This is a genomic window from uncultured Pseudoteredinibacter sp., assembly GCF_947502065.1.
GTDB lineage: Bacteria > Pseudomonadota > Gammaproteobacteria > Pseudomonadales > Cellvibrionaceae > Pseudoteredinibacter.
This window is the reverse complement of record NZ_CANMYE010000001.1, coordinates 1276203-1296196: the sequence shown is the minus strand read 5'-3', so window position 1 is coordinate 1296196 and position 19994 is coordinate 1276203. Positions and strand designations below refer to the sequence as shown.

The window sequence follows — 19994 nt, the reverse complement described above, 5'->3', positions numbered from 1 at the left end:
TCATCTCGGTGCGAACATGATAATGCCCATCCCTACCAGAGTGACGGCCACGCCAACAAAATCCCATAGGTGCGGGCGAATCCCATCCACACCCCATAGCCACAGCATGACTGTCGAAACATAGACGCCGCCATAGGCGGCATAAACCCGGCCCGCGGTGGTTGGATGAAGAGACAGTTGTAGTTGAACAAATATGTTTGTAACCGTAACAAATAAGTCTGTAACTAAAACGGTGGAATGCAGGCTGTAGCGTGATTTAAGGCGAAAATCGTTCATTCAGTTACAAATATAATTTTCGGTAAGGCATATCTGACGACGGTAGAATCGGGGCTCCAGCACTGTCCAGTTACAGACTTATTTGTTTGCCCACAACAGTAACCAGGCAAACAACGCCAGGCTGAACGCAGCCGGCAGCAGAACCCATGCGGATGCCGATTTCTTCAGCCAGAGGTATGGCAGGTAGCAGCCGACTATTTCCGCAATAGCTGTGATGATAAACAAACCGAGCGTGTAGAGGATGGACATACGAAGTTCTCTTGTTAGTGCTGATCCGTTTGGCTGGGCACGGGTTGATCCCGGCAAGCTTCTTCGGGCAGTTCGATTTCAATTGTGGTGTGAGCCAGCGGGTATTGTTCGAGCGCCATAGCAATGGATTGTTTGATGGCACAGTATTCGTCAGGGCCAAAAACTCCCTCGTGATCCGCTACGATATGGGCCGTCAATACATGCTGTTCACCATCCAGGGACCAGAGGTGCTGGTGATGAATTCCGCTGATGCCATTAATGCCAATTAGTGTTCGCCGGATCTCTTCGTGAAGCGCCTTATCTGGAACAGCCTGAAAGAAAAGCTTGCAGGTTACCCAAAGATTCCGACACACATTAAACAGAATAAAGAGAGTAAACCCCACCGATAACAATGGGTCGAGAATAGGCCAGTCGGCAAACTGCAAAACGATTGAAATAATCAGCACTGCCACCCACCCCAGCACATCTTCCAATAAATGCCAGTTCAATACCTTTTCGTTCAGCGTATTTCCCTTGCTAAGGCGATAAGCAGCAATACCGTTGACGGTGACGCCCAGAATCGCCAGCGCTAACATGCCCTCGGTGACGGGCATCACTGGATTGGCCAGTCGGGGAATTGCTTCGCCTAATACCCACAGCGATCCGGCAATCAATACCAGGCCGTTGATCAGGGCGCCGAACAGGGACAACCGCCGGTAGCCATAGGTGAATTCGGTGTCGGCGGATTTACGTCCCAGCCGGTTCAGGAACCAGGCGCTGCCAATGGACAGACTGTCGCCCAGATCGTGCACCGCATCGGCCATGATAGCCGTGCTGTTGGTGAGCCAGCCGCCGATGAATTCGATGATGGTAAAGCCCACGTTAAGAAAGAACGCCATTGCTATGCGGCTTGCACTTTCATCTTTGTGGTGTGAATGATCGTGTTGATGCATGAGCAACCCTTACACAATAAATGTACCTGCCCTGACCGTAACGATAAGGGCAGGCACAACGTTTATGCCATGTCGCTTAACTTGCCTTTTGAAAACCAGGCAAACAGCACCGGCAATACAAACAGCGTCAAGAACGTAGCGGTTACCAACCCGCCCACGATCACACTCGCCAGAGGCTTTTGGATTTCTGCGCCGACACCATTCGACAGCAGCATGGGGATCAGGCCCAGTGCCGAGGTAATAGCAGTCATCAACACGGGCCTTAGCCTTGAAACCGCTCCATCAAACACCGCATCCGATACTTTAAGGCCGTCCGCAATCCGTTGATTGATGCTTTCCACCATGACAACGCCATTCAGTACAGCGACCCCGAACAGGGTGATGAAGCCCACTGAGCTGGGTACCGACAGATACTGGCCGGAAATCCAGAGTGAAAACACGCCACCAATCACCGCCAGCGGGACATTCACCAGAATCAGCATGGCCTGGCCAACCGAGGCAAAGGCAAAATAAAGCAACAAGGCAATTAATCCCAGCGAAACCGGCACCACCAGTGCTAAACGCTTTTGCGCTCTCTGCTGGTTTTCAAACTGGCCACCGATATCGACGGAATAGCCGGTGGGCAGGTCCACTTGCTCCACAATCGCCTGACGAATATCGGCAACCACGCTGCCCATGTCCCGTCCCTGAACATTGGCCTGAATTACAACCCGACGCTGCACGTCATCACGACGTACCTGCGGTGGTCCAGATGCGATACTGACTTCCGCCACATCCCCTAGGCGTACCCAGGCACCTGACGGGGCCTGTAAGCGCAGATCGGCAATGGTTTCACGGTCTTCGCGAAACCGCTCGGCGAGCCGCACGTAGATGTCGTAACGCTCGTTGCCATTGATGATCTGGCCGGCACTGGCACCTCCCAGCCCTTCGCGTACCAGCTCCATCACGTCGCCCACGGCCAGACCGTAACGGGACAAAGCTCTGCGGTTCGGCTTCACCACCAGTTGAGATTCACCGGCGATCTGCTCCATGGCCACATCGCGCGCCCCTTCGATTTCTTTCACTGCGGCCTCAATGGCCTGGCCCTTTTCGGCCAGCACGGCAAGATCGGGACCAAACAACTTGATGGCCAGCTGCGCTTTGACGCCCGAGAGCAACTCGTCCACACGGGTTGCGATGGGTTGCGAGAAGTTGAGCAGTAAGCCTGGGTGTTGCTCCAGTTTCTGTTCCATCAATGACTGGAGTTCATAACGGTTGTCTGCACTGGTCCATTCCGGCACCGGTTTAAGGCCAATATAGATCTCGATGTTATTCACCGGCTCAGGATCGCCGCCGATTTCAGCCCGGCCAATACGTGACAGTGCATAGGTTACCTCTGGGAACTCCATCAACTTGGCCTCCAGTTTGGGGGCCACTTCCAGCGCGGTATCCAGACTGGAAGAAGGCGCCAGGGTGACGCGCAGATTAATGGTACCCTCCTCCAGTTCAGGCACGAATTCGGTACCCAAGCGGGGCAGAACCAACGCGGCCGCTACCACCATAATGGCAGCGACACCCACCACCACTTTGCTGTGTCCCATCGCCCAGGCTAAACCTTTACGATAGAGCAGATCGAGCGGCTTCAATACAAAGCTCTCGCGTTGGCGAACCCCCCTGCGAAAGAGATAGGTTGCTAGTGCAGGCACGATGATCAGGGCCACCAACACCGCCGAGAGCATGGCGAGCATGATACTGATGGCCATGGGTTGAAACAGTTTGGCTTCGACACCTTCAAAGCTGAACAGTGGCATGAAGACAACCAGAATAATGGCCGTGGCAAAAAAGATGGGGCGAGCGACTTCCTTACCGGCTTCTTGCAGGCGCAAGGCAATACCATGACGGTCGTGGTCGTGGGCCGCATCAACAGGGTCCACGTCATCGGAATCCACCCGCGATTGTCTCTGGGTATCATGTTCAGCATCCGGGTGCGTCAGATGTTTAAACATGTTCTCCACCATTACTACGGAGCCATCCACCAACATGCCAATGGCGACCGCAATCCCCCCCAGCGACATCAGATTGGCCGACAATCCGAACCAAGCCATCACCATTAAAGCGATTCCAATAGATATCGGGATGGACATCAACACCAGAAAGGTGGCGCGCAGGTTCATCAGGAATAGCGCAAGGATCACGACGATGAAAATAAACGCCAGCAGCAGGGCATTGACCACGGTCTGTACGGCCTGGGTGATCAAATCCGCCTGATCGTAAAATGCCTCGAAGCGAACACCTTCCGGTAATGCCTGGTTAATACGCTCAATGCGTGCATTGACTCCATCAATGGTGGCCTTGGTGTTGGCCCCCATGCGCTTGAGCACGATGCCGGACACCACCTCGCCGAGATTCTCCACCTTGTCGTCGGCGTTCTTGCGCGTCATGGTCACCGCTCCCTGACGGATCTCACTGCCCAGGGCCACTTGCGCCACGTCGGACACGGTGATCGTAGTACCGTCCACGGTTTTCAGTGGCACCTGACGGATCTGTTCCAAGCCCTTCTCACCATGATCCAGCCAACCCGTACCCCGGATCACCAGTTGCTCCTGGCCCCGGTTCATATACCAACCGCCGACGTTGGTGTTGTTGCGCTCCAGTGCCATCATGACGTCGTCCTGGGTCAGCTCGTAGGCCAACAGTCGGGACGGGTTTAGGTTAACCTGGTACTGACGCACCTCACCGCCAAAGGAGAGCACATCGGTCACGCCCTCGGCCGGGATCAATAGCAGCTTCACCACCCAGTCGTTCAAGCTACGCAAAGCCATGGCGTCGAAACCGGCATCGGGTTCTGCCACCAGCAGATACTGATAGACCTGACCCAGGCCGGAAGTATTCGGGCCCATTTCCGGTGTGCCGACGCCATCGGGGATCAGCTCCTTGGCAGCCTGAAGCCGTTCAAATACCAGTTGCCGGGCAAAATAAATATCGGTGCCTTCTTTAAAGACTACGGTAACGCCGGACAGGCCGGTTTTGGAAATTGAGCGCACCTCTTCCACATCCGGTAAGGCGTACATCACGGCTTCGATGGGATAGGTAATAAGCTGTTCCACCTCTTCGGCAGCCAGCCCCGGTGCTTCGGTATTGACCGACACCTGCACGTTGGTGACATCCGGAAAAGCATCCAGATTCAGTTTGGGAATAATAAAAACGGCACTGACCGTTAGTGTGATCAGGGCTATCACCACCAGCAATCGGTTGATGACCGCCCAATCGATAATTCGGTTAAACATGGGGTCTCCTACTGCTTAGTGGTTATGGGGGTCAAAGCCGCCCTTGGCGATCTGAGAGGCAACAAAGAAAGCGCCCTGAGTGACGATGCGAGCCCCCGGACCGACACCGCTAATTTCACGTAGCGGCCCGAGCGCTCGACCCAGCTCCACCTCCACTGGCTGGAATTCGCCAGGATGGTCTTCCACGAACACCGTCCAATCTCCGTCTGCGCCGCGCATCAGTGCGGTTTCGGGTACCGCTAGCACGGGCCTTTTAGTCTGGAATCGGAAATACACCTCGGCGAACTGGCCAGGGTGCAGGCGGTGTTCCGGGTTATTGACCAACAGGCGCACGGTACGGGTACGGGAGATGGGATCAATGGTGTGCGCCTCCTGAGTGACCTTGGCGTTTACACGGACATCCCCAGCCACCACTTCCGCCCGCGTTCCCGCGCCCAGCGTCAGGGAGAGATCGGCGGGCAGGTGGGCCTCCACCCAGAGTTGCTTTTCATCGGCCAACGCAATCAAGGGCGCGCCCGCCTCGATGCGCTGCCCCTGCTCGAAATCATCTCTAAGCACCGCGCCGTCAATCTCGGCATGCAGGGTATACTCCCCTAATGCAACAGATTGCTGAGAAGCGACCAACGCTTGCAAGTCCGAGGCGGAAAGGCCGTAGGCCAGCAGCGTCGCCCGTGCCGCTTCTAGGTTGGTTTTGGCCGTGATGTAACGCTGCTCACCCACGGTTTTGCGCCCAAGTTCCTGTACTCTCTGCCATTCAGGCCAAGCCGTGCGGTAATTGGCTTGTGCTTGCGCCACGGTTTCACTGAACAGAGTAACCAGCGGCTGACTCTGTTCGACGTGATCGCCCAGGGCGACATGGCGGCGCAGCACCACGGAGGGCACCCGGGGCGATACCCGGTAACTGGTGTAGCCGTTGGAAAGGATCTCCCCCGGTGCGTAAAGCTGATAATCGACCTTTCTGGGAGTCAGTGGGTTTACCTGAATATCGGCCAGGGTCATTTGCGCCGGGTTCAGTGAGGCAGAAGTAGCTTCTTCGTGACCTCCATGCCCACCATGATTATCGTGGTCACCGCCCTCGCTATGCTCTTCATGCCCGTGTTCTGAGCCGGAGTTGTGCTCGTCGTGGGCACTGTGTTCATCATGATTTTCGTCGCCATGATCATCGTGGCCGTGCTCGCTGTCAGGCTTATGCGCATCATGCTCTTTATGGTTTTCCTCACGATGATCGTCATGATTATCCTGTTCGCTATGGGGTGCCGCCGTTGTCGCTTTTTCCTGCCCATGCTCAGACTCAGATTCTTTGGCGTGGCTGGCGGTTGCGGTCGCAAGACCAGCCACCAAAATGGCTACCAGTGTTTTATTCATGTTTATCATTCCTGTTTAATTCGTTGACGCTGTCGATGACTTTGTTGCGTTGTTCAGGTGGCCCGATTGCTGAAGTGCTTCGGTGAGCGCAAGCCGTGTCTGCTTTTCCAGCTCAATGCCTGCCAGCAGGCTTTCGGTGCGTTGATTCAAGGCCAGCAGATAATTAGTGGTGGACAGATCACCCGTGCGCCATTGCCGTTTCAGCAGTTCGGCGCTGTTCTCGACCCGACCCTGAACAACCTCTTGCCAGCGGCGATATTGCTGTTCAAAGCGCTGCCAGGTGGCCTGTGCAGCCTGCCAGTCAAAGCGCTGCTTGCGGTAGATAGCCTGAAAACGAGCCTCGGCCTCCAGCGCTATGCGTTCAGCGGCGCGAGTTTCTGCGCTGAAGTTGTTGCGGACATTCAACGGGATGGAGAAGGTCAGCCCTACAACGCCTTCTCCACCATCACGCCCGGCATTGACGCCAAAGGTGGGCTCCGCCTTGGCGGTACGCCGTGTCACTTCAGCTTCCTCCTTCAGCGACTGCCAGCGGGCGTGGGCGCTGGCTACGGCCGGGTGTTGCAGTAACTCCTGATCCGAGGTCAAGTCTGGCTGGGAGGGCCAGAAATCATCAGGAATGCCGCCTCGCGTGGGCGCCCATGCGGGCAGCAGCTCGCGAACCCGGATTTCGGCTTTCTGTATCGCGGCTTCGGCCTCGGCAACCTGAGCCAGCTGCTGTGACAGGGACAGAAAGGTGAGTTCGGCATCGATGCTGCCCAGATCACCTGCCTGCTGGCGCTTATCCACCTGTTCGAGCAAGGCGTTAAGTTGCTGCTGTTGCGCTTGGGCAATGGCGGCGGCGCGGTTGGCGGCATGCCACTCCACCAGTGCGGCAAGCGCCTCGGCGGTTTTGTCCAACACTTGTTGCTGGTACAGCGCTTCGGCGGCGCTTCGCATAAAGCCCGCCTGCTGCCGTCTTGCACCCCGTCTGTCCCACCAGTCGATGGTCTGCTGAACGCCGACCCAGTAGTTGTCTTCCTCTCCATTACGCTCCAAATCGGTGGACAGCTCCGGGTTGTAAAGCGGCTGCTCCAGCGCATCGGCGCTGGCGTTGGAGCCCAGCAATTGCTCGCGGGCGGCAAGCACCTCGGGGTGTTGTTGTATCTGGGAGGCGAGCCAGGCGCTCCAACTCGATGTCTCTGCGTAAGCAAACATGGGCAGAAAAAGCACGCACGCGCCCAGCAAGGCCCGTCTGGGCCAGTCAAATCGTCTCATATTGATGCTCCTGAAATTCAGCGTGCGACGGTTTGGTCGTGCACCGGATTTTGCCGTTGTTGGGGTTCATCCCGGTGAAAGGCGACCTTTATTACGGTATCACCAGGCAAGGCGGGGAGCTTTGCAGAAAAACGCACGCCGCCCTTGCGTGATGCGCGTCTGGTGAGAAGGCGCGGTGAGTAATCAGTGGTTGTTTCCGCAATCAATTCGTTATCAGCAGACCAGGCTGCGATGTCTACATGGCCTCGGGGAAGGCCGTAGCGCAGGTGAGCATCCATCCGTCCGAAGACGGTCAGCTCCGCGGCGGTATGGTTCACGGTCACCTGGCGGAAATGCCAGCGTTGGTTGTCGGTATTGACGACTTCAATTTCAGGCAAGCTGTTTTCGGCCTGAGCGGAATTGACAAGCGCTCGGCTCAGCGCGAGCCCAATAGCGATCTGTTTCATGATGTTTCACCCTAAAATAAATACCAATTGTTCGCTGTAACCCAAGGCTACAGAGGCTGATGACGTGCTGTTGAGGCGCGATCAGGCGATTGGAGGGCGAAACAGAGAGGGGGGAATACCAGAGGTGAGGTTGGCCTGATAGTCGGCTTGTCCGTTTTCTGAGAATAAATCGGCTAAGTGTGAAGTGGCTCCGATCAGAACGACAGAGCCGTGGCCATGACAATGGCAGCAATGGTGGCAGTCATATACAGACTGTCCGGGCTGATCGGGTGTCTGCTTGGCGAGCAGATTGTCGTTGTGGGTATCAGTGGCAGTGGATTGATGCGAATGGTCGAATTCCAGGTGCTCCGTCCCGGATTGATGAAGCTGGTGAACGTCCGCCATGGCAGCCACAGATTGCAGGGCAATCAGTAAGGCCAGTAGACAAGTTAAATGATGGCGGATGTTCATGTGAAATGTGGAGCCCTTATGTTGTCAGGTTCAAAACACTAGCTGCCATAGACTATCATATTATAGAAAAGTTCACCAAAACCGTTTCCGGTCAGGATTTCAGCTGCAAAATACGTCGTGCACCGTTTAGGACAACGACGCCAATAATGAGACCAATCACCAGATCCGGATAGCGGGAACCGGTCCAGGCGACCAGGCCACCAGCCAGGATAACCCCCAGATTGGCAATCACGTCGTTGGCGGAGAATATCCAGCTGGCTTTCATATGCGCTCCACGATTCCTGCTTTTGGCGATCAGCACAAGGCACAACACATTGGCCGCCAAAGCAGCCAGGCCCATACTCATCATCAGGACGGACGCTGGCTCGCTGCCAAACATAAACCGCCGCACAACTTCACTCAAAGCGCCAAACGCCAACATCAGTTGCAACCAGCCAGAAAAATGTGCCGAGCGCAGTTTCAACCGAGTGCTGCGCCCAACGGCATAGAGCGCCACGCCATAAACGGCGGCATCAGCGAACATGTCCAGGGAATCGGCGATCAAGCCAGTGGATTGCGCCCACCAGCCGATGGTGATTTCAATGACAAACATGATGCCGTTGATGGCGAGTAGCCATTTCAGAATACCCGATTCTTTTTGTGCCTCCTGTTGTGCATCTTCATGTGCTTGGGCGATGGCATCACTGTCTACGGGTGATGTGATTTCAAGCGTAGCGCCCAAACCAACAGAGTGCATCCGTTCCTCAATCACATCGGCATTATCCCCATGAAAGATACGCACTATGCGATTGGGGGTATCAAATTCCAGCGTTACTTTGGGTTCCACACTATCCAATGCCATGCGGATCACGCCTTCCTCCGAAGGGCAGTCCATCCTGGAGACATGATACTCGCTAACATAGCCGCCTTGGACGACGCTTGTGCCATCGGAAATCTGTGGTGTGTTGTCTCGTGCATCGCTGTTACAGCTAGCACAGCATTGCTCAGTCATATTAAAACGCTCTTGTTTTTTCCTGGTTATGCAGTTTAAATTCTATAGTCACTATAGAATCAAGAGTGAAATTGGTGGTTATGAAAATAGGAGAATTGGCGAGCGTTACCGGCTGCTCAATACAGACGATCCGTTATTATGAAAAAGAAAATCTGCTGCCCTCAACCCAACGCACCGAGGGAAATTTTCGCTTGTATGACAAAGCGGCCGTCGACCTGTTGCTGTTCATTAAACACTGCCGCAGTCTGGATCTCAGCTTGAAGGAAATCCGTCAACTATTGGCGCTCAAACGCTCGCCTGGCGCGCAATGTGATAAGGTGAATCGGATGATGGACGCCCATATTCAACAAGTGGAAGACCGCATTGCCGAGCTGACGCAATTGCGTAGGCAACTCAAAGCGTTGCGCCGCAGTTGCTCAAGCGACCGCACGGTGGAGCAGTGCGGCATACTGCAAAATCTGACCACCTAGTCAGAATCCGAAGCGGTAACATTGGTTTTCTGATCATTGGAAGTCACACGTCTACCCTGGATATCCCATTCCACCTTGTTCGGCGATTTTTCACTGAGGTCGGGCTCATGGCGCAGTTTCTGGCCAGTTCCAGGGAAACTGCTCGAGGCTATGTCCGTGTAGACAGGCGAGGCAAGGCATTGACGTAGATCGCTCGTTTCGAATATTATGGACGAATCGAACGATATTTGGTGAGGTACCAGACCATGGACACACTTTCTGCCAATGAAGCCAAAACCCAGTTTGGTGACCTGCTGCTAAAAGCGCAACGTGCGCCAATCCAGATCAATAAAAACGGAAAACCGGTTGCTGTGGTTATCTCAATGGATGAGTACGAGAGCATTAAAGCGCTCAAGCTGAGATTGTTGCAGTCGAGGGCCACTCAGACCAAAGCTGATATCAAAGCAGGTAACACCGTTGATGGTGAAGCATTTTTTAATGATTTGGAATCAGGTCACCACGACTAGACGATAAAATTTCTGGGGGAAGAAAAATGTCTGCTGTCGAGCTGAATGCAGAACAACTTCAGATGGTAAAGATCATCCATGACCACGCCCTCCGGTTTCCTCTTACCGAAGCCGGGGATGAGCAATTATTGCAAACCTGCTACGACTACATGGATGTGTTCAAACGGGTGATGGATAGCACCTCTCACATCCAAATGGATTACATCTGTCAGCAATACGATGGCTTTTATCGTTTTGCCAAACTCATGGAAATGCTGGCACAGGGGATCGCCGATGGCATTGTCGATGTTCCCAAGGATCATTAGTCCCGCCAATACGCCATGTCAAATTACCGCTTAACCCCGGATGCTCAATCCGATCTTATCGACATTCGTCGTTTTACCCTAGACCGATGGGGAGAAGCGCAGTCGAAGAAATACCTGTTCGAACTCCGACAAACCCTTCACCTGCTGGCTGAAACCCCGTCCCTGGGAAAGCCCAGGCCGGATGTAGGGGAGGACGTGTTGAGCTTCCCCCACATCAGTCATGTCATTTATTACGTGGTTCATGCGCAGCAGTTGGTGGTGTTTGGTGTCCTGCACAAGCGGATGGTGCCAGTGAATCACCTGGATGGGCGCGAGGTGATTTAAATGTGGCTGACGATCGGGCCGCATTGAATCGGCACTCGCTATGGAAAATATCGAACGTATTCAGCTGTTATCCAGCACGGAAGTCGAAGAGTTATATGCTCGCCCAGAATTCAATACCCATGAACAAAGCCTGTATTTTTCATTAAGTCCGACAGAACGCGCCGCGCTTGAGCAGTTTCGCAATACCCAGACCCGTATCCACTTCATCCTGCAATTGGGTTATTTCAAGGCCAAGCAGCAGTTTTTTAACTATTCGCTCGATGAGGTCAGTGCCGATGTTGAATATATCGTTGCAACCTATTACAACGGTGCAGATGCGGCACAGTTCACCGGAAACCTCTCTCGTGAATATTCGCGTAAGCAACGCCAGGCGATACTGTCACTTTTCGACTACCGAAGCTGGTCGCCTCAATTTAGAGCTGAAATAGAATCCCACATCGGTCTGTTATTACGCTATTACCCCAAAGGGCACAGTGCTTTCCGGCAGTTGCTCGCGTTTTTCGATCACCAGAATTTAATCATTCCGTCCTATCGAACGTTCCAGGACATGTTCAGCCGCGCCTTTGCCGCCGAGGAACAGCGGTTAAATAACGCCATCTCTTCCATACCGTCATCAATCAGTGGCCAGCTTATGACGCTGGTGCGGCGAGATGATGGTATCACGGCGCTCAACATCATTCGCGCGGATCAAAAAGACTTTCAGTATACGGCGGTCAAATCGGAAGTGGACAAAGCCCTGCGGATTGAGGAGTTGTACGAGTTTGCGAACGGTTTTATTCCGTCTCTGGGGTTGTCAAAGAATGCCGTTCGCTACTATGCCGATGTTGCCGAACAGTATGCCGCATCCCGCTTACGTCGGCTGAGCAAACCGCAAAAATGGCTCTATGCTTTGTGCTTTGTTTACCACCGCTACCAACAGATTATGGATAATCTGATCGTTAGTTTTTGCTATCACACCCGCGCCATTATGGACGCCGGCAAGACCTACGCCTCAATGGCTCATATGGAGCACAGCTCCAAGGTGGTGACCGACTTTCCCAAGCTGGCCAAGTTTTTGAAGTGGTTCCCAAATCGAAACCCCAACATGAGTCAGGATGAACTGAATGAAGCAGCCTACAGCATGTTGCCCAAAGAGCAGTTTTCAGCCATGGCAGAGTTTCTGGAAGGCAAATCTTTCGATAAGAAAGCCGCCTTGTGGGAGTACTATGGAAAATCTTCTCGCATATTTGCACTGTATCTTCGCCCGATATTTACAACAGTCAAGCTGGAGTACTACAAGGAAAACAGCTACATCGGCGAATTGATCAATCTACTGAAAGCGCATTATGCCAGCGGGAAAAGTCCATCGGATTTAAAAATTTGTGATGACCTGGGGTTTACCATCCCCAAAAACATGAATCAATATTTGAAGCGGGAACCGAATGACACGCACATCGATCCGTACCTGTTCGAGTTCTTTGTTTACCAGAAAATTTATCATGAGATTGACCGTGGCCGTCTCTATTGCAATGACAGTGTCTCTTACTGTGATATCGATACCGATCTGGTGGACGACGCACTGGTAGACGATGTTGAGAAGATCGCGGCGGAGTTTGGTTATCCCAAGATACCCATCTACTGTGATCAGCGACTTGAGGAGGCGCTTCAGGAGCTGAACAACGCCTGGGAGCGAACGACTCACAATATCCGTGAGAATAATAATCATGGATTCAGTGTTCGAGAAACCAAGACCGGACAACAACACTGGAGTTTGCTCTATGACAGTGTTGAAAAGCTGGATGATGCGTTCTTTAAAAACCTGCCCAAGGTGGACATTGCCAGTATTGTCATGTTCATCGGCGATCGGATTGGAATGTGGAGCGCATTTACCCACATGAAAGATCGCTACACCAAGCGGAAAAAACCGCTGCCTCTGGCGATCAACGCCTGCTTGTTATCAGAGGCGTTTGGGTTCGGTACATTGAAAATGGCTGATATGTCTGACCTGGAAATCAGCCAGTTACGTGCAATGCGGGAGGATTTCGTGCGGGTGGATACGCTATGCGCCGCCAATGAAATTGTCAGTAACCACATTCATTCGCTTCCCATATTTAATCAGTGGAATTTGATGGATGAGAAAGTACTAGCGGATGCGGATGGACAAAAATTTGCGACCACAGACAGTACAATTCAATCCCGTTACTCCAGGAAGCACCTTGGCAAAGGCCGTGGTATCTCACTCTACACGCTGCTCGCCAACTATGTGGCAGTTAATGCGAAAAATATCGGCCTGAACGAGTACGAAGGACATTCGCTGTACGATATGATCTACAACAACAAAACCGATATTGATATCCACATGGTGACCGGTGATAACCATTCATTGAACAAGCTGAATTTTGTCACGCTGGATTCCATCGACGTGGATTATGTCCCCAGCATCAAAAATGTGCGAGACGCTGCTGACGATATCTATACCGCTGAACCGTTAGACTATGACACCGGAATCCTCAAACCCAAGGGCGTGATCAATGTTGATCGTATCCGCTCACAACGTCGAGGTGTCATGCGGGTATTACTTTCACTCATCATGCAGGAGAACACCCAGAGCAATATCATCCGTAAGCTCAACTCACATGCCCGTTATGCCAGGCTCAAAGCCGCGCTGTTTGAATATAATACCATCTTCAAGAGTATCCATGTTCTCAATCTGATTGACGATATGGAGCTCAGGAAAGCAATCCGAAGCGCCCGTAATCGCACAGAGGCCTACCATCAGCTTCAGAGCAATATCCGGAAGACTTATAACGGCATCTTTCAAGGCAAAAGAATCGTCGAAAACCGGGTCAGTGCCCATGCTGCCAGGTTAATCGCCAACTGTATCGTGGCCTACAACAGCATGATCTTGAATGCCGTGTACCAAAGGATGCTGGCCAACGGCGCGCCTCAAGCGGTCATCGATGAATTTATCCGGATTTCACCGATTGCCTGGACACATACGTTATTTACAGGTCGGTATAACTTCAAGAAAAGCAGCGGGAAAATTGATGTAGACGCGATGGCAAGGATATTGGAGGATCATGTGAAACAGCATTTTTGGCGTGACGATGGGCCTCAGAATTGATGATAAATTGGTCGTTTATGCAAACTTGTCAAATTTGTCGGTTCTTCCACAGGACCCCTACTTTGAGGCATTTCATGTCTAAATCAGGCCAAGCACGTGTACCTACTCGAGAACAACAAAGCCACCTCTTTCAAGTGATTCGGGAGCACCGTCACCCGGAAAAGAACACGGCCATAATGCAGATAAGTTTCAAGCTAGGACTGCGGGCCCAGGAGATTGCACTCCTACAAGTAAAAGAAGTTGCTAAACTTAATCCTTCGGGAAATGACTTCAAATTGCTTGAGATAATGAGTTTGCCTGCTGCATACACCAAGGGTGCCGATGCCATGAAGCGCTCCAAAAGCCATTATCAACGCAAAACCATCAGCTTTGATATAGAGAGTTTTGATAAAGTCGTTCAGCAAATTGAAGCATTAGCCAAATCTGGCGCTGACATAAACCCTGAAAATTTCTATCCACCTGTTAAGCAGCACAAAGGGAAATCTCGGGATCTCCCCATGGTTGATCAGGACCTCCGTAATGCTCTGGCTCAGCACTTAAGCTTGCGACTCAGTAAGGGGGAGATACTAAAGCCCTCCTCTCCTCTTTTTGTTACCCAGAAAGGTGGACCGTACTCACCTAACACATTACAAGAGCACATGGCTTTAATGTTGCGCGACTGGGCCGGTATTGAAAAAGCCAGTTCACATAGTGGACGACGATCGTTGATCACTGATGTGATCCATAAGCAAAAGAAATCAGTCAAAATCGCTCAGAAGATTGCTGGTCACGTTAACCCATCAACGACACTGATCTATGAGGAACCACCGGAAGAAGTCGTAGAAGATGCTTTAAAAAATTTAGGCTAGGCTCCTTTCGGCAATAGCAGGCGTTCGTTAATTAATATTTTTCATGATTAAATGCTGCTGCATCTGCTCGAACACATACAGGACAGAGTTCGTAATCCCCTACTTCTTCTCCGAGAGATGCCAAAAACTCTTCTTTACATTCAATGCAATCAATATAGCTGTCCTCATGGCCGCATAACTGACATTGCAATCCCTCCATGTCAAAGCTATCCAGCAAACATATAGGGCATTCATCGAAGTCTAGGTCATGCATCCTATCTAGGACTTTCTGAGAATGAACATCCCAAAAATCTGATTCGCTTACCATCAAGCAGATTGTCTGGTACATGCCCATGCCCCAGCACTGGTCTATTGTGGAAATTTTTGGATGCCACCTGGTGCTTGTTATATAAATTTAAGTTTTTTGCTCGGTAAATCTGCAGCACTATTGGTGAGCCAGCCCTCACATGTGATTCCCTTTTAAGTGTGCGGCGCAGGAATTGACCAGCCTATGACAAAAACAAGCGCAATACTCAGCACACCCATGAAAGCTATCCGAAGCCATATCAGCATACCATTTGGAGGAAACTTCCAAACTAAAGAAATAGCAATGAGAACCTGGATAAGGTAGTAAAGCGCGAACCCCTTCGACGCAAAATTGATAATTTCAAATACATTGGCGGACCAAACAAGAAACAGTGCCAGTACAATAATAAGCATGTAGTAAACATTGTTGGAAAGTCGCCATTGAACCAGCTCTTTTAACAAGCCCCCGCCTCCGATCGTATCAGCTAACGCTGCACTTAGTTGGCTTGCAGTTGCAGCAATCAACAATAAAAACGGCAACACCCAAACGGCTTTACCCAGGGTATGGCTAATCGTGGTTTCATTGAGTTCGGCAATAGGGAAAGTAAGAAAAATCGGGCATGTCAACCCAATAAAAACCACATAAAGTGTGATAGCGATTCCCTGGGAATATTTGACCGCTTTGATGCGTTGTTCGGTATTGTACTGTTCTCCCATAAACCGAGCAGTCTCAAACCCCTGCGTAACCATCAGCATACCTGCCAGCATCGCCATGGTCTGAATCACGCTGAGCTCCATAATGGCTTCATGCTGAAACCAGACAGCCCCCTCAACTATGTCGAAGGACAGTAGTGCAGCAAGCACACCCAGTATAATGGCCAGTTTAATGGTTACCGCGACAAGCTCTATCCACTCCAGTCCCTTCGCCCCGCGCAGCCAGGCGATTGTCATGATTGAAAGTAGTAAAACCGTGGTGGCCCACTTTCCGGCTACAGGGTCAGAAACTCCCACCCTGTCAAATATAAAGGCTGTAAACAGACTGATATAAAAGGCCACAGAAATGGCGTACGCAATCCCCAGACTCCATTGAGCCGCTTTCTCTAATCGAGAGATAACGCCTGTGGGGTGTTTCTCCAGATAGGGTTCTGCGCTAGCAATATTAAAACGTATGACCCAGCCCAATGCGTAAGCGAATACCGATAGCCCTACCATACCCAGTAAGGCCCATTTACCCATCACTGAATGCAACAAGGGAGCAACGATTAAAAAACCGCTACCAATAATGGATGCAAGGGGGGTCACAGTAGCGCGCCATTGTTCTGAGTGACGAAGCCGTCGGTGAAACAGCATGATACCAACTAACAATGTGACACTGACCGCAACGCTATTTAAAAACATATATATTCCTCCTGGCTCAATGGTGCTTGTACCAGCCAGCACGTTTAATATCATTCCAGGAGGTCGACTGATGGCAAGCAAAGCACTCTTCCACCTTGGCCTTATGTTGACCCGCAACTTTTGCAGAAATCATTTTGAAGTGTTGCATGTAATGGCTGGGTGGCGCTTCGTGACATTGGTTACAATCGTAGGATTGATTTGACGGGTGTATGAACTCCGGTAAAGACCACTGATCTGTTCTATGACACGAAGCACAGTCGTTACCAAAGAGGCCAAAATGACGGTCATCATTGCCGTGACAACTCGCACACTGTAAAACGGATTCTTCTACTGAAATGCTCGGGTGTACGAACAATGGATCAGTTGGTCGATCACTGGATACGATGCTTTGCAGAAGATCGCGTGTAGCCGTCCCTTCATCGAATTGAATGGCCGGATTTGGCAACATTGCCATTCCCACCGTCGTAAGGAACTTATGATCCATAACGGAAATCTTGGCGTTTCGCCCAAGGTGCTCCTGGTGACAGGAAGTACATTCAGTCACATCGGCGTGGAATGCTGTGGGCTGTCGTTGAAGAATTTCTAACTCATTGGCGTGACACATCACGCAATTTTCGCGTGTCACACCTTGTACGGGTGTATGGCACCCCTCACAGTTGTTTTCAAGAAAAGCATGAGCTGTGCTCAGATCTCCCGGGCTCACCGTTTTTTCCCAGTTTATATCCGCTGGATTATCCGATTCATGCCACAGATGGCTGATCAAAAGCACCGACAAAGCAATGCCAATAAAAGTCAAAATACGCGTTTTCAAAGCCACCTCAACCCGAAATAAATTTCAGAACCAATATGAAAAACTAACAATGCATAAAGCAATAACGAAATGGCGATATGAAATTTCAACCAGCGTTGAAACCATCCTTTAGCGGTATCATGGATTTTGATGCTGTAGTCGACATCGGATATGGCATCTACCAGTTTGAGAGCCTGTGCAGTTGATGCCCTGGCTGGATGCTGAGACCAAAAACTGGTGTCTACAAGTGCTGGTAAAAGCAATCGGTGAAAAGAATGTACAGGGCTGAGAAGCCCCTCTTTCCCAAGGTTTTCCAACTCCACTCTGACCTGTTGAAATTTCGAGTAAAGGTCACTCCTTAACGCTTTTTTATCGCGCAAACTGGAGGAAATCAGGGAGAGCAGGTAGCGACCAATAAAGCCACTAATGACCACGACAAACATAAGAATGATCAACGAAGAACCCACATAACTGTCAAACCGATGAGCACTGTGCAGCAGTCCCAATATAGGGCCGAGTACACCGGCATAGACATGCCAAAGGAGAAGCTTTGGCATAGGAACTCTTCGGGTGATCCATTTCTTCAAAGGTTTCACCCTTTTGATCACCAGGTAAAACAAAGGAACAACCATGAACAGCGCGGCAATGATCCCTAAAAGACTGCCTTCAAAGCTGCCAGGGAAACGGGGGTCTCGATGCCAAACAAAGCCCAGCCAGAGCAGCAACATAAGCAGGAGTAGTCCACCGACAATCTGTCGTTCTTGCTTATTCATCGTGTCAGGCCTCTACTTCAACCGGTGTGGAGGGAATCGCTTGGCATGCCAGTATGTAACCGCCGGCTTTATCCTCGTCTTCCAGACCGTCGTCCACATCCATCTCGACGCTCCCGCTAAGCAGCTTCACTTTGCAACTGCCACAGCTCCCGGCTCGACAGGAGCTTTCGATGTCAACGTCCAATTCTTCGGCCACCTCCAGAATGGTTTCTTCAGGGCCTGATTTTCCATGCTTTCCAGACGCAACAAACTTCACCTCATGAGTCGAGGCTTCAGCTGTAGGCTCAGTACCCGATGTCGTCGAAGGGGCGGCCTTTTTCTTGGGGGGTTCACCACCAAATGCTTCAGTCTTGATACTGTTCTTTGGCATACCTAGTTCATGCAACATATCGGAAATGGCATTCATCATGGCTGGGGGGCCACAGATGTGAGCAACTTTCGATGTCAATTCAGGTACGAACCCCTTAATTAACTCTGGGGTTAGTCGCCCTTGGGGGCCCATCCAGGCCGTGCCTTCCGCCCGAGTCATGCTAATCAATACGTGCAGGTTGCTGTGACGTCGTTGTAAATAAAGTAGCTCTTGCTCAAAAATAAAGTCGTGGGTTGTTCGCGCGCTAAAGATGAAATAGATATCCCCTTCCCAACACTGAGCCGTGAGATAACGAACAGCACTCATCATTGGTGTAATCCCTACTCCGCCGGATATAAGCATGACACTGTTTACCCCCTGGCCGTTAAAATAGAATTTGCCATTGGGTGCTTTAATTTCTAACAGATCATTGAGCTTGACGGTGTCGTGCATATGGCGTGAAACAAGTCCGTGCTCTTCTCTCTTTATAGTGACCTCCATATAGTCACGTTGAGTTGGAGATGAGGCGATGGTGTAGGAACGCTTGACGATTTTTTCCTGGCCAGGAATCGATAAGCTGAAGGTGACAAATTGCCCCGGCTCATAATTAAAGGGCAGTTGTTCTCCGTCCGGCTGCGCCAGGCGAAATGTTTTGACATCGTGAGTCTCAGTAAATATACCGGTTACTCGCAGAGGACCGGTATAACGGCCAGCTTTATTGGCCGCCGGGGCATCACTACTTGGAACAACAGTGTTAGAGACATCAGCGGTCTTGGCTGAAGGGGACTCCTTTTGACTATCCTTATGTGTCTTTGGCGAAGCATCTGCATCGGTAAGCGATTGCTGCCTGAGTTCTTCCATCAATGCACCCGCTCGACGCATTTTGAAGACGTACATCCAAATCATGGTGACGGCAAATGCGATGAGAACCAACATGATGCCCGTATGCAATGGCGTCATCCCCAGAAATCGAGGGGGTTCATGCGAACTGACCGTAGGCAGGAGGTTCATTTCACGCTTAAACCATTCCAAGGCAACCCGGCGAGGCGCTTGCCCCTCGGTCAAAGCGCGCTTTGCCGCCAAGCCGCTGTTGTACTGACTTAATCCTTGTTCGATTTCCAGGACCGCCGATTGCATCCGTGTAAAATCCTGTCGTGAATCAGCTCGCGACAAAGCATCGAATCCTTGGACCATGATGGCGGTACCGGCTCGCATTCGCCCTACCGCTTTTGCCAGGACTTCTTCGCGCTTTTCCTCAGGTAATTCAGGGAGCCGCATCAATGATGGGTAAAGATCCTTGGGTTTTGGCGCTCCCATCTTCTCCATCATGCCATCCATCATTTTGCCCATGCCAGCTCCCATACCGGCCCCCATTCCATTGCCGGAGGAAGGTTGTTTACCTAGCTTTCCGCCTTTTGTATTAACCGGTTCAGACTGACTCTTCTCACCATAGACATCCGGGTGATGGCTGCGATGCTCGGCGTCAGATTCTTGTGCATGTACTGACAAGGTCACTAACAACCCTGCTACAGCTACCATCGCGACCGTCAGGAATCTCGAATAGTGTGCAGTTGGCCAATACTTTCTTACTTTATTTTTTTGAGGCATCACTGT

19 protein-coding genes and 1 pseudogene are annotated in these 19994 nt (G+C 51.4%); 6 read left to right on the top strand and 14 right to left on the bottom strand.

Going from position 1 to position 19994, the window contains the following annotated elements; genetic code table 11:
• The 9 genes and pseudogenes from Q1A41_RS05290 to Q1A41_RS05250 all read right to left on the bottom strand — a co-directional run bounded on the left by Q1A41_RS05290 (position 1) and on the right by Q1A41_RS05250 (position 9229).
• Entirely contained in the window at positions 1-276 is a 276-nt protein-coding gene (locus Q1A41_RS05290; RefSeq protein WP_363322337.1) for a YnfA family protein, read from the bottom strand.
• Between the two features lie 96 nt (positions 277-372).
• Positions 373-525 (bottom strand): annotated as a pseudogene (locus Q1A41_RS05285) (hypothetical protein); the annotation flags it as partial.
• A 14-nt stretch (positions 526-539) separates the two neighbouring features.
• A complete protein-coding gene (locus Q1A41_RS05280) occupies positions 540-1457 on the bottom strand; it encodes a cation diffusion facilitator family transporter (protein ID WP_035458167.1) in 918 nt (305 codons plus the stop codon).
• A 62-nt stretch (positions 1458-1519) separates the two neighbouring features.
• Entirely contained in the window at positions 1520-4723 is a 3204-nt protein-coding gene (locus tag Q1A41_RS05275) for a CusA/CzcA family heavy metal efflux RND transporter (RefSeq protein WP_299975608.1), read from the bottom strand.
• A gap of 15 nt (positions 4724-4738) precedes the next feature.
• Positions 4739-6088 (bottom strand): efflux RND transporter periplasmic adaptor subunit, encoded by a 1350-nt coding sequence (locus Q1A41_RS05270; protein ID WP_156873594.1) that lies wholly within the window; start codon positions 6086-6088, stop codon positions 4739-4741.
• Between the two features lie 15 nt (positions 6089-6103).
• Positions 6104-7342, bottom strand: coding sequence for a TolC family protein (locus tag Q1A41_RS05265; protein WP_299975604.1), 1239 nt, complete (start codon positions 7340-7342; stop codon positions 6104-6106).
• A gap of 17 nt (positions 7343-7359) precedes the next feature.
• Positions 7360-7788, bottom strand: coding sequence for a hypothetical protein (locus Q1A41_RS05260; RefSeq protein ID WP_008284410.1), 429 nt, complete (start codon positions 7786-7788; stop codon positions 7360-7362).
• A gap of 81 nt (positions 7789-7869) precedes the next feature.
• The gene (locus Q1A41_RS05255; RefSeq protein WP_299975603.1) at positions 7870-8238 is read right to left on the bottom strand and encodes a hypothetical protein; all 369 of its coding nucleotides are present in this window, start codon (positions 8236-8238) and stop codon (positions 7870-7872) included.
• A gap of 91 nt (positions 8239-8329) precedes the next feature.
• Positions 8330-9229: a cation transporter gene (locus Q1A41_RS05250; protein WP_068435057.1), complete on the bottom strand. Its 900-nt coding sequence runs from the start codon at positions 9227-9229 to the stop codon at positions 8330-8332.
• A gap of 80 nt (positions 9230-9309) precedes the next feature.
• Here Q1A41_RS05250 and cadR point away from each other — a divergent pair, with 80 nt between their 5' ends.
• From cadR to Q1A41_RS05220, 6 genes are all read left to right on the top strand, one after another.
• A complete protein-coding gene (cadR, locus tag Q1A41_RS05245; protein ID WP_068435055.1) occupies positions 9310-9699 on the top strand; it encodes a Cd(II)/Pb(II)-responsive transcriptional regulator in 390 nt (129 codons plus the stop codon).
• A 245-nt stretch (positions 9700-9944) separates the two neighbouring features.
• Entirely contained in the window at positions 9945-10205 is a 261-nt protein-coding gene (locus Q1A41_RS05240) for a type II toxin-antitoxin system Phd/YefM family antitoxin (protein WP_068435052.1), read from the top strand.
• 26 nt (positions 10206-10231) lie between these two features.
• Complete coding sequence (locus Q1A41_RS05235; RefSeq protein ID WP_076515235.1) at positions 10232-10510, top strand: arylsulfatase regulator; 279 nt, start codon at positions 10232-10234, stop codon at positions 10508-10510.
• Positions 10511-10525: 15 nt separating this feature from the next.
• Positions 10526-10834 (top strand): type II toxin-antitoxin system RelE/ParE family toxin, encoded by a 309-nt coding sequence (locus Q1A41_RS05230; RefSeq protein WP_068435048.1) that lies wholly within the window; start codon positions 10526-10528, stop codon positions 10832-10834.
• Between the two features lie 40 nt (positions 10835-10874).
• Positions 10875-13937: a Tn3 family transposase gene (locus Q1A41_RS05225; RefSeq protein WP_068435046.1), complete on the top strand. Its 3063-nt coding sequence runs from the start codon at positions 10875-10877 to the stop codon at positions 13935-13937.
• A gap of 74 nt (positions 13938-14011) precedes the next feature.
• Entirely contained in the window at positions 14012-14785 is a 774-nt protein-coding gene (locus Q1A41_RS05220) for a site-specific integrase (protein ID WP_299975599.1), read from the top strand.
• A gap of 31 nt (positions 14786-14816) precedes the next feature.
• Here the strand turns inward: Q1A41_RS05220 and Q1A41_RS05215 are convergent, their stop codons facing one another.
• The 5 genes from Q1A41_RS05215 to Q1A41_RS05195 all read right to left on the bottom strand — a co-directional run bounded on the left by Q1A41_RS05215 (position 14817) and on the right by Q1A41_RS05195 (position 19988).
• Entirely contained in the window at positions 14817-15113 is a 297-nt protein-coding gene (locus tag Q1A41_RS05215; RefSeq protein WP_299975597.1) for a hypothetical protein, read from the bottom strand.
• 131 nt (positions 15114-15244) lie between these two features.
• Positions 15245-16468 carry a hypothetical protein gene (locus Q1A41_RS05210; protein ID WP_299975595.1) on the bottom strand — a complete coding sequence of 408 codons (1224 nt, stop codon included), beginning with the start codon at positions 16466-16468 and terminating at the stop codon, positions 15245-15247.
• 16 nt (positions 16469-16484) lie between these two features.
• Positions 16485-17279, bottom strand: coding sequence for a cytochrome C (locus Q1A41_RS05205; protein ID WP_299975593.1), 795 nt, complete (start codon positions 17277-17279; stop codon positions 16485-16487).
• Positions 17276-18031, bottom strand: coding sequence for a hypothetical protein (locus tag Q1A41_RS05200; protein WP_299975591.1), 756 nt, complete (start codon positions 18029-18031; stop codon positions 17276-17278). The genes Q1A41_RS05205 and Q1A41_RS05200 overlap by 4 nt, the downstream gene beginning before the upstream one ends.
• Positions 18032-18035: 4 nt before the next feature.
• Positions 18036-19988 (bottom strand): 2Fe-2S iron-sulfur cluster-binding protein, encoded by a 1953-nt coding sequence (locus Q1A41_RS05195; RefSeq protein WP_299975589.1) that lies wholly within the window; start codon positions 19986-19988, stop codon positions 18036-18038.
• Between the last annotated feature and the right edge of the window lie 6 nt (positions 19989-19994).

What these genes read in the sequence shown, in the direction of transcription:
- Q1A41_RS05290 (WP_363322337.1), bottom strand. Translation starts at nt 276, where the DNA reads ATGAACGATTTTCGCCTTAAATCACGCTACAGCCTGCATTCCACCGTT.
- Q1A41_RS05280 (WP_035458167.1), bottom strand. Translation starts at nt 1,457, where the DNA reads ATGCATCAACACGATCATTCACACCACAAAGATGAAAGTGCAAGCCGC.
- Q1A41_RS05275 (WP_299975608.1), bottom strand. Translation starts at nt 4,723, where the DNA reads ATGTTTAACCGAATTATCGATTGGGCGGTCATCAACCGATTGCTGGTG.
- Q1A41_RS05270 (WP_156873594.1), bottom strand. Translation starts at nt 6,088, where the DNA reads ATGAATAAAACACTGGTAGCCATTTTGGTGGCTGGTCTTGCGACCGCA.
- Q1A41_RS05265 (WP_299975604.1), bottom strand. Translation starts at nt 7,342, where the DNA reads ATGAGACGATTTGACTGGCCCAGACGGGCCTTGCTGGGCGCGTGCGTG.
- Q1A41_RS05260 (WP_008284410.1), bottom strand. Translation starts at nt 7,788, where the DNA reads ATGAAACAGATCGCTATTGGGCTCGCGCTGAGCCGAGCGCTTGTCAAT.
- Q1A41_RS05255 (WP_299975603.1), bottom strand. Translation starts at nt 8,238, where the DNA reads ATGAACATCCGCCATCATTTAACTTGTCTACTGGCCTTACTGATTGCC.
- Q1A41_RS05250 (WP_068435057.1), bottom strand. Translation starts at nt 9,229, where the DNA reads ATGACTGAGCAATGCTGTGCTAGCTGTAACAGCGATGCACGAGACAAC.
- cadR (WP_068435055.1), top strand. Translation starts at nt 9,310, where the DNA reads ATGAAAATAGGAGAATTGGCGAGCGTTACCGGCTGCTCAATACAGACG.
- Q1A41_RS05240 (WP_068435052.1), top strand. Translation starts at nt 9,945, where the DNA reads ATGGACACACTTTCTGCCAATGAAGCCAAAACCCAGTTTGGTGACCTG.
- Q1A41_RS05235 (WP_076515235.1), top strand. Translation starts at nt 10,232, where the DNA reads ATGTCTGCTGTCGAGCTGAATGCAGAACAACTTCAGATGGTAAAGATC.
- Q1A41_RS05230 (WP_068435048.1), top strand. Translation starts at nt 10,526, where the DNA reads ATGTCAAATTACCGCTTAACCCCGGATGCTCAATCCGATCTTATCGAC.
- Q1A41_RS05225 (WP_068435046.1), top strand. Translation starts at nt 10,875, where the DNA reads ATGGAAAATATCGAACGTATTCAGCTGTTATCCAGCACGGAAGTCGAA.
- Q1A41_RS05220 (WP_299975599.1), top strand. Translation starts at nt 14,012, where the DNA reads ATGTCTAAATCAGGCCAAGCACGTGTACCTACTCGAGAACAACAAAGC.
- Q1A41_RS05215 (WP_299975597.1), bottom strand. Translation starts at nt 15,113, where the DNA reads ATGTACCAGACAATCTGCTTGATGGTAAGCGAATCAGATTTTTGGGAT.
- Q1A41_RS05210 (WP_299975595.1), bottom strand. Translation starts at nt 16,468, where the DNA reads ATGTTTTTAAATAGCGTTGCGGTCAGTGTCACATTGTTAGTTGGTATC.
- Q1A41_RS05200 (WP_299975591.1), bottom strand. Translation starts at nt 18,031, where the DNA reads ATGAATAAGCAAGAACGACAGATTGTCGGTGGACTACTCCTGCTTATG.
- Q1A41_RS05195 (WP_299975589.1), bottom strand. Translation starts at nt 19,988, where the DNA reads ATGCCTCAAAAAAATAAAGTAAGAAAGTATTGGCCAACTGCACACTAT.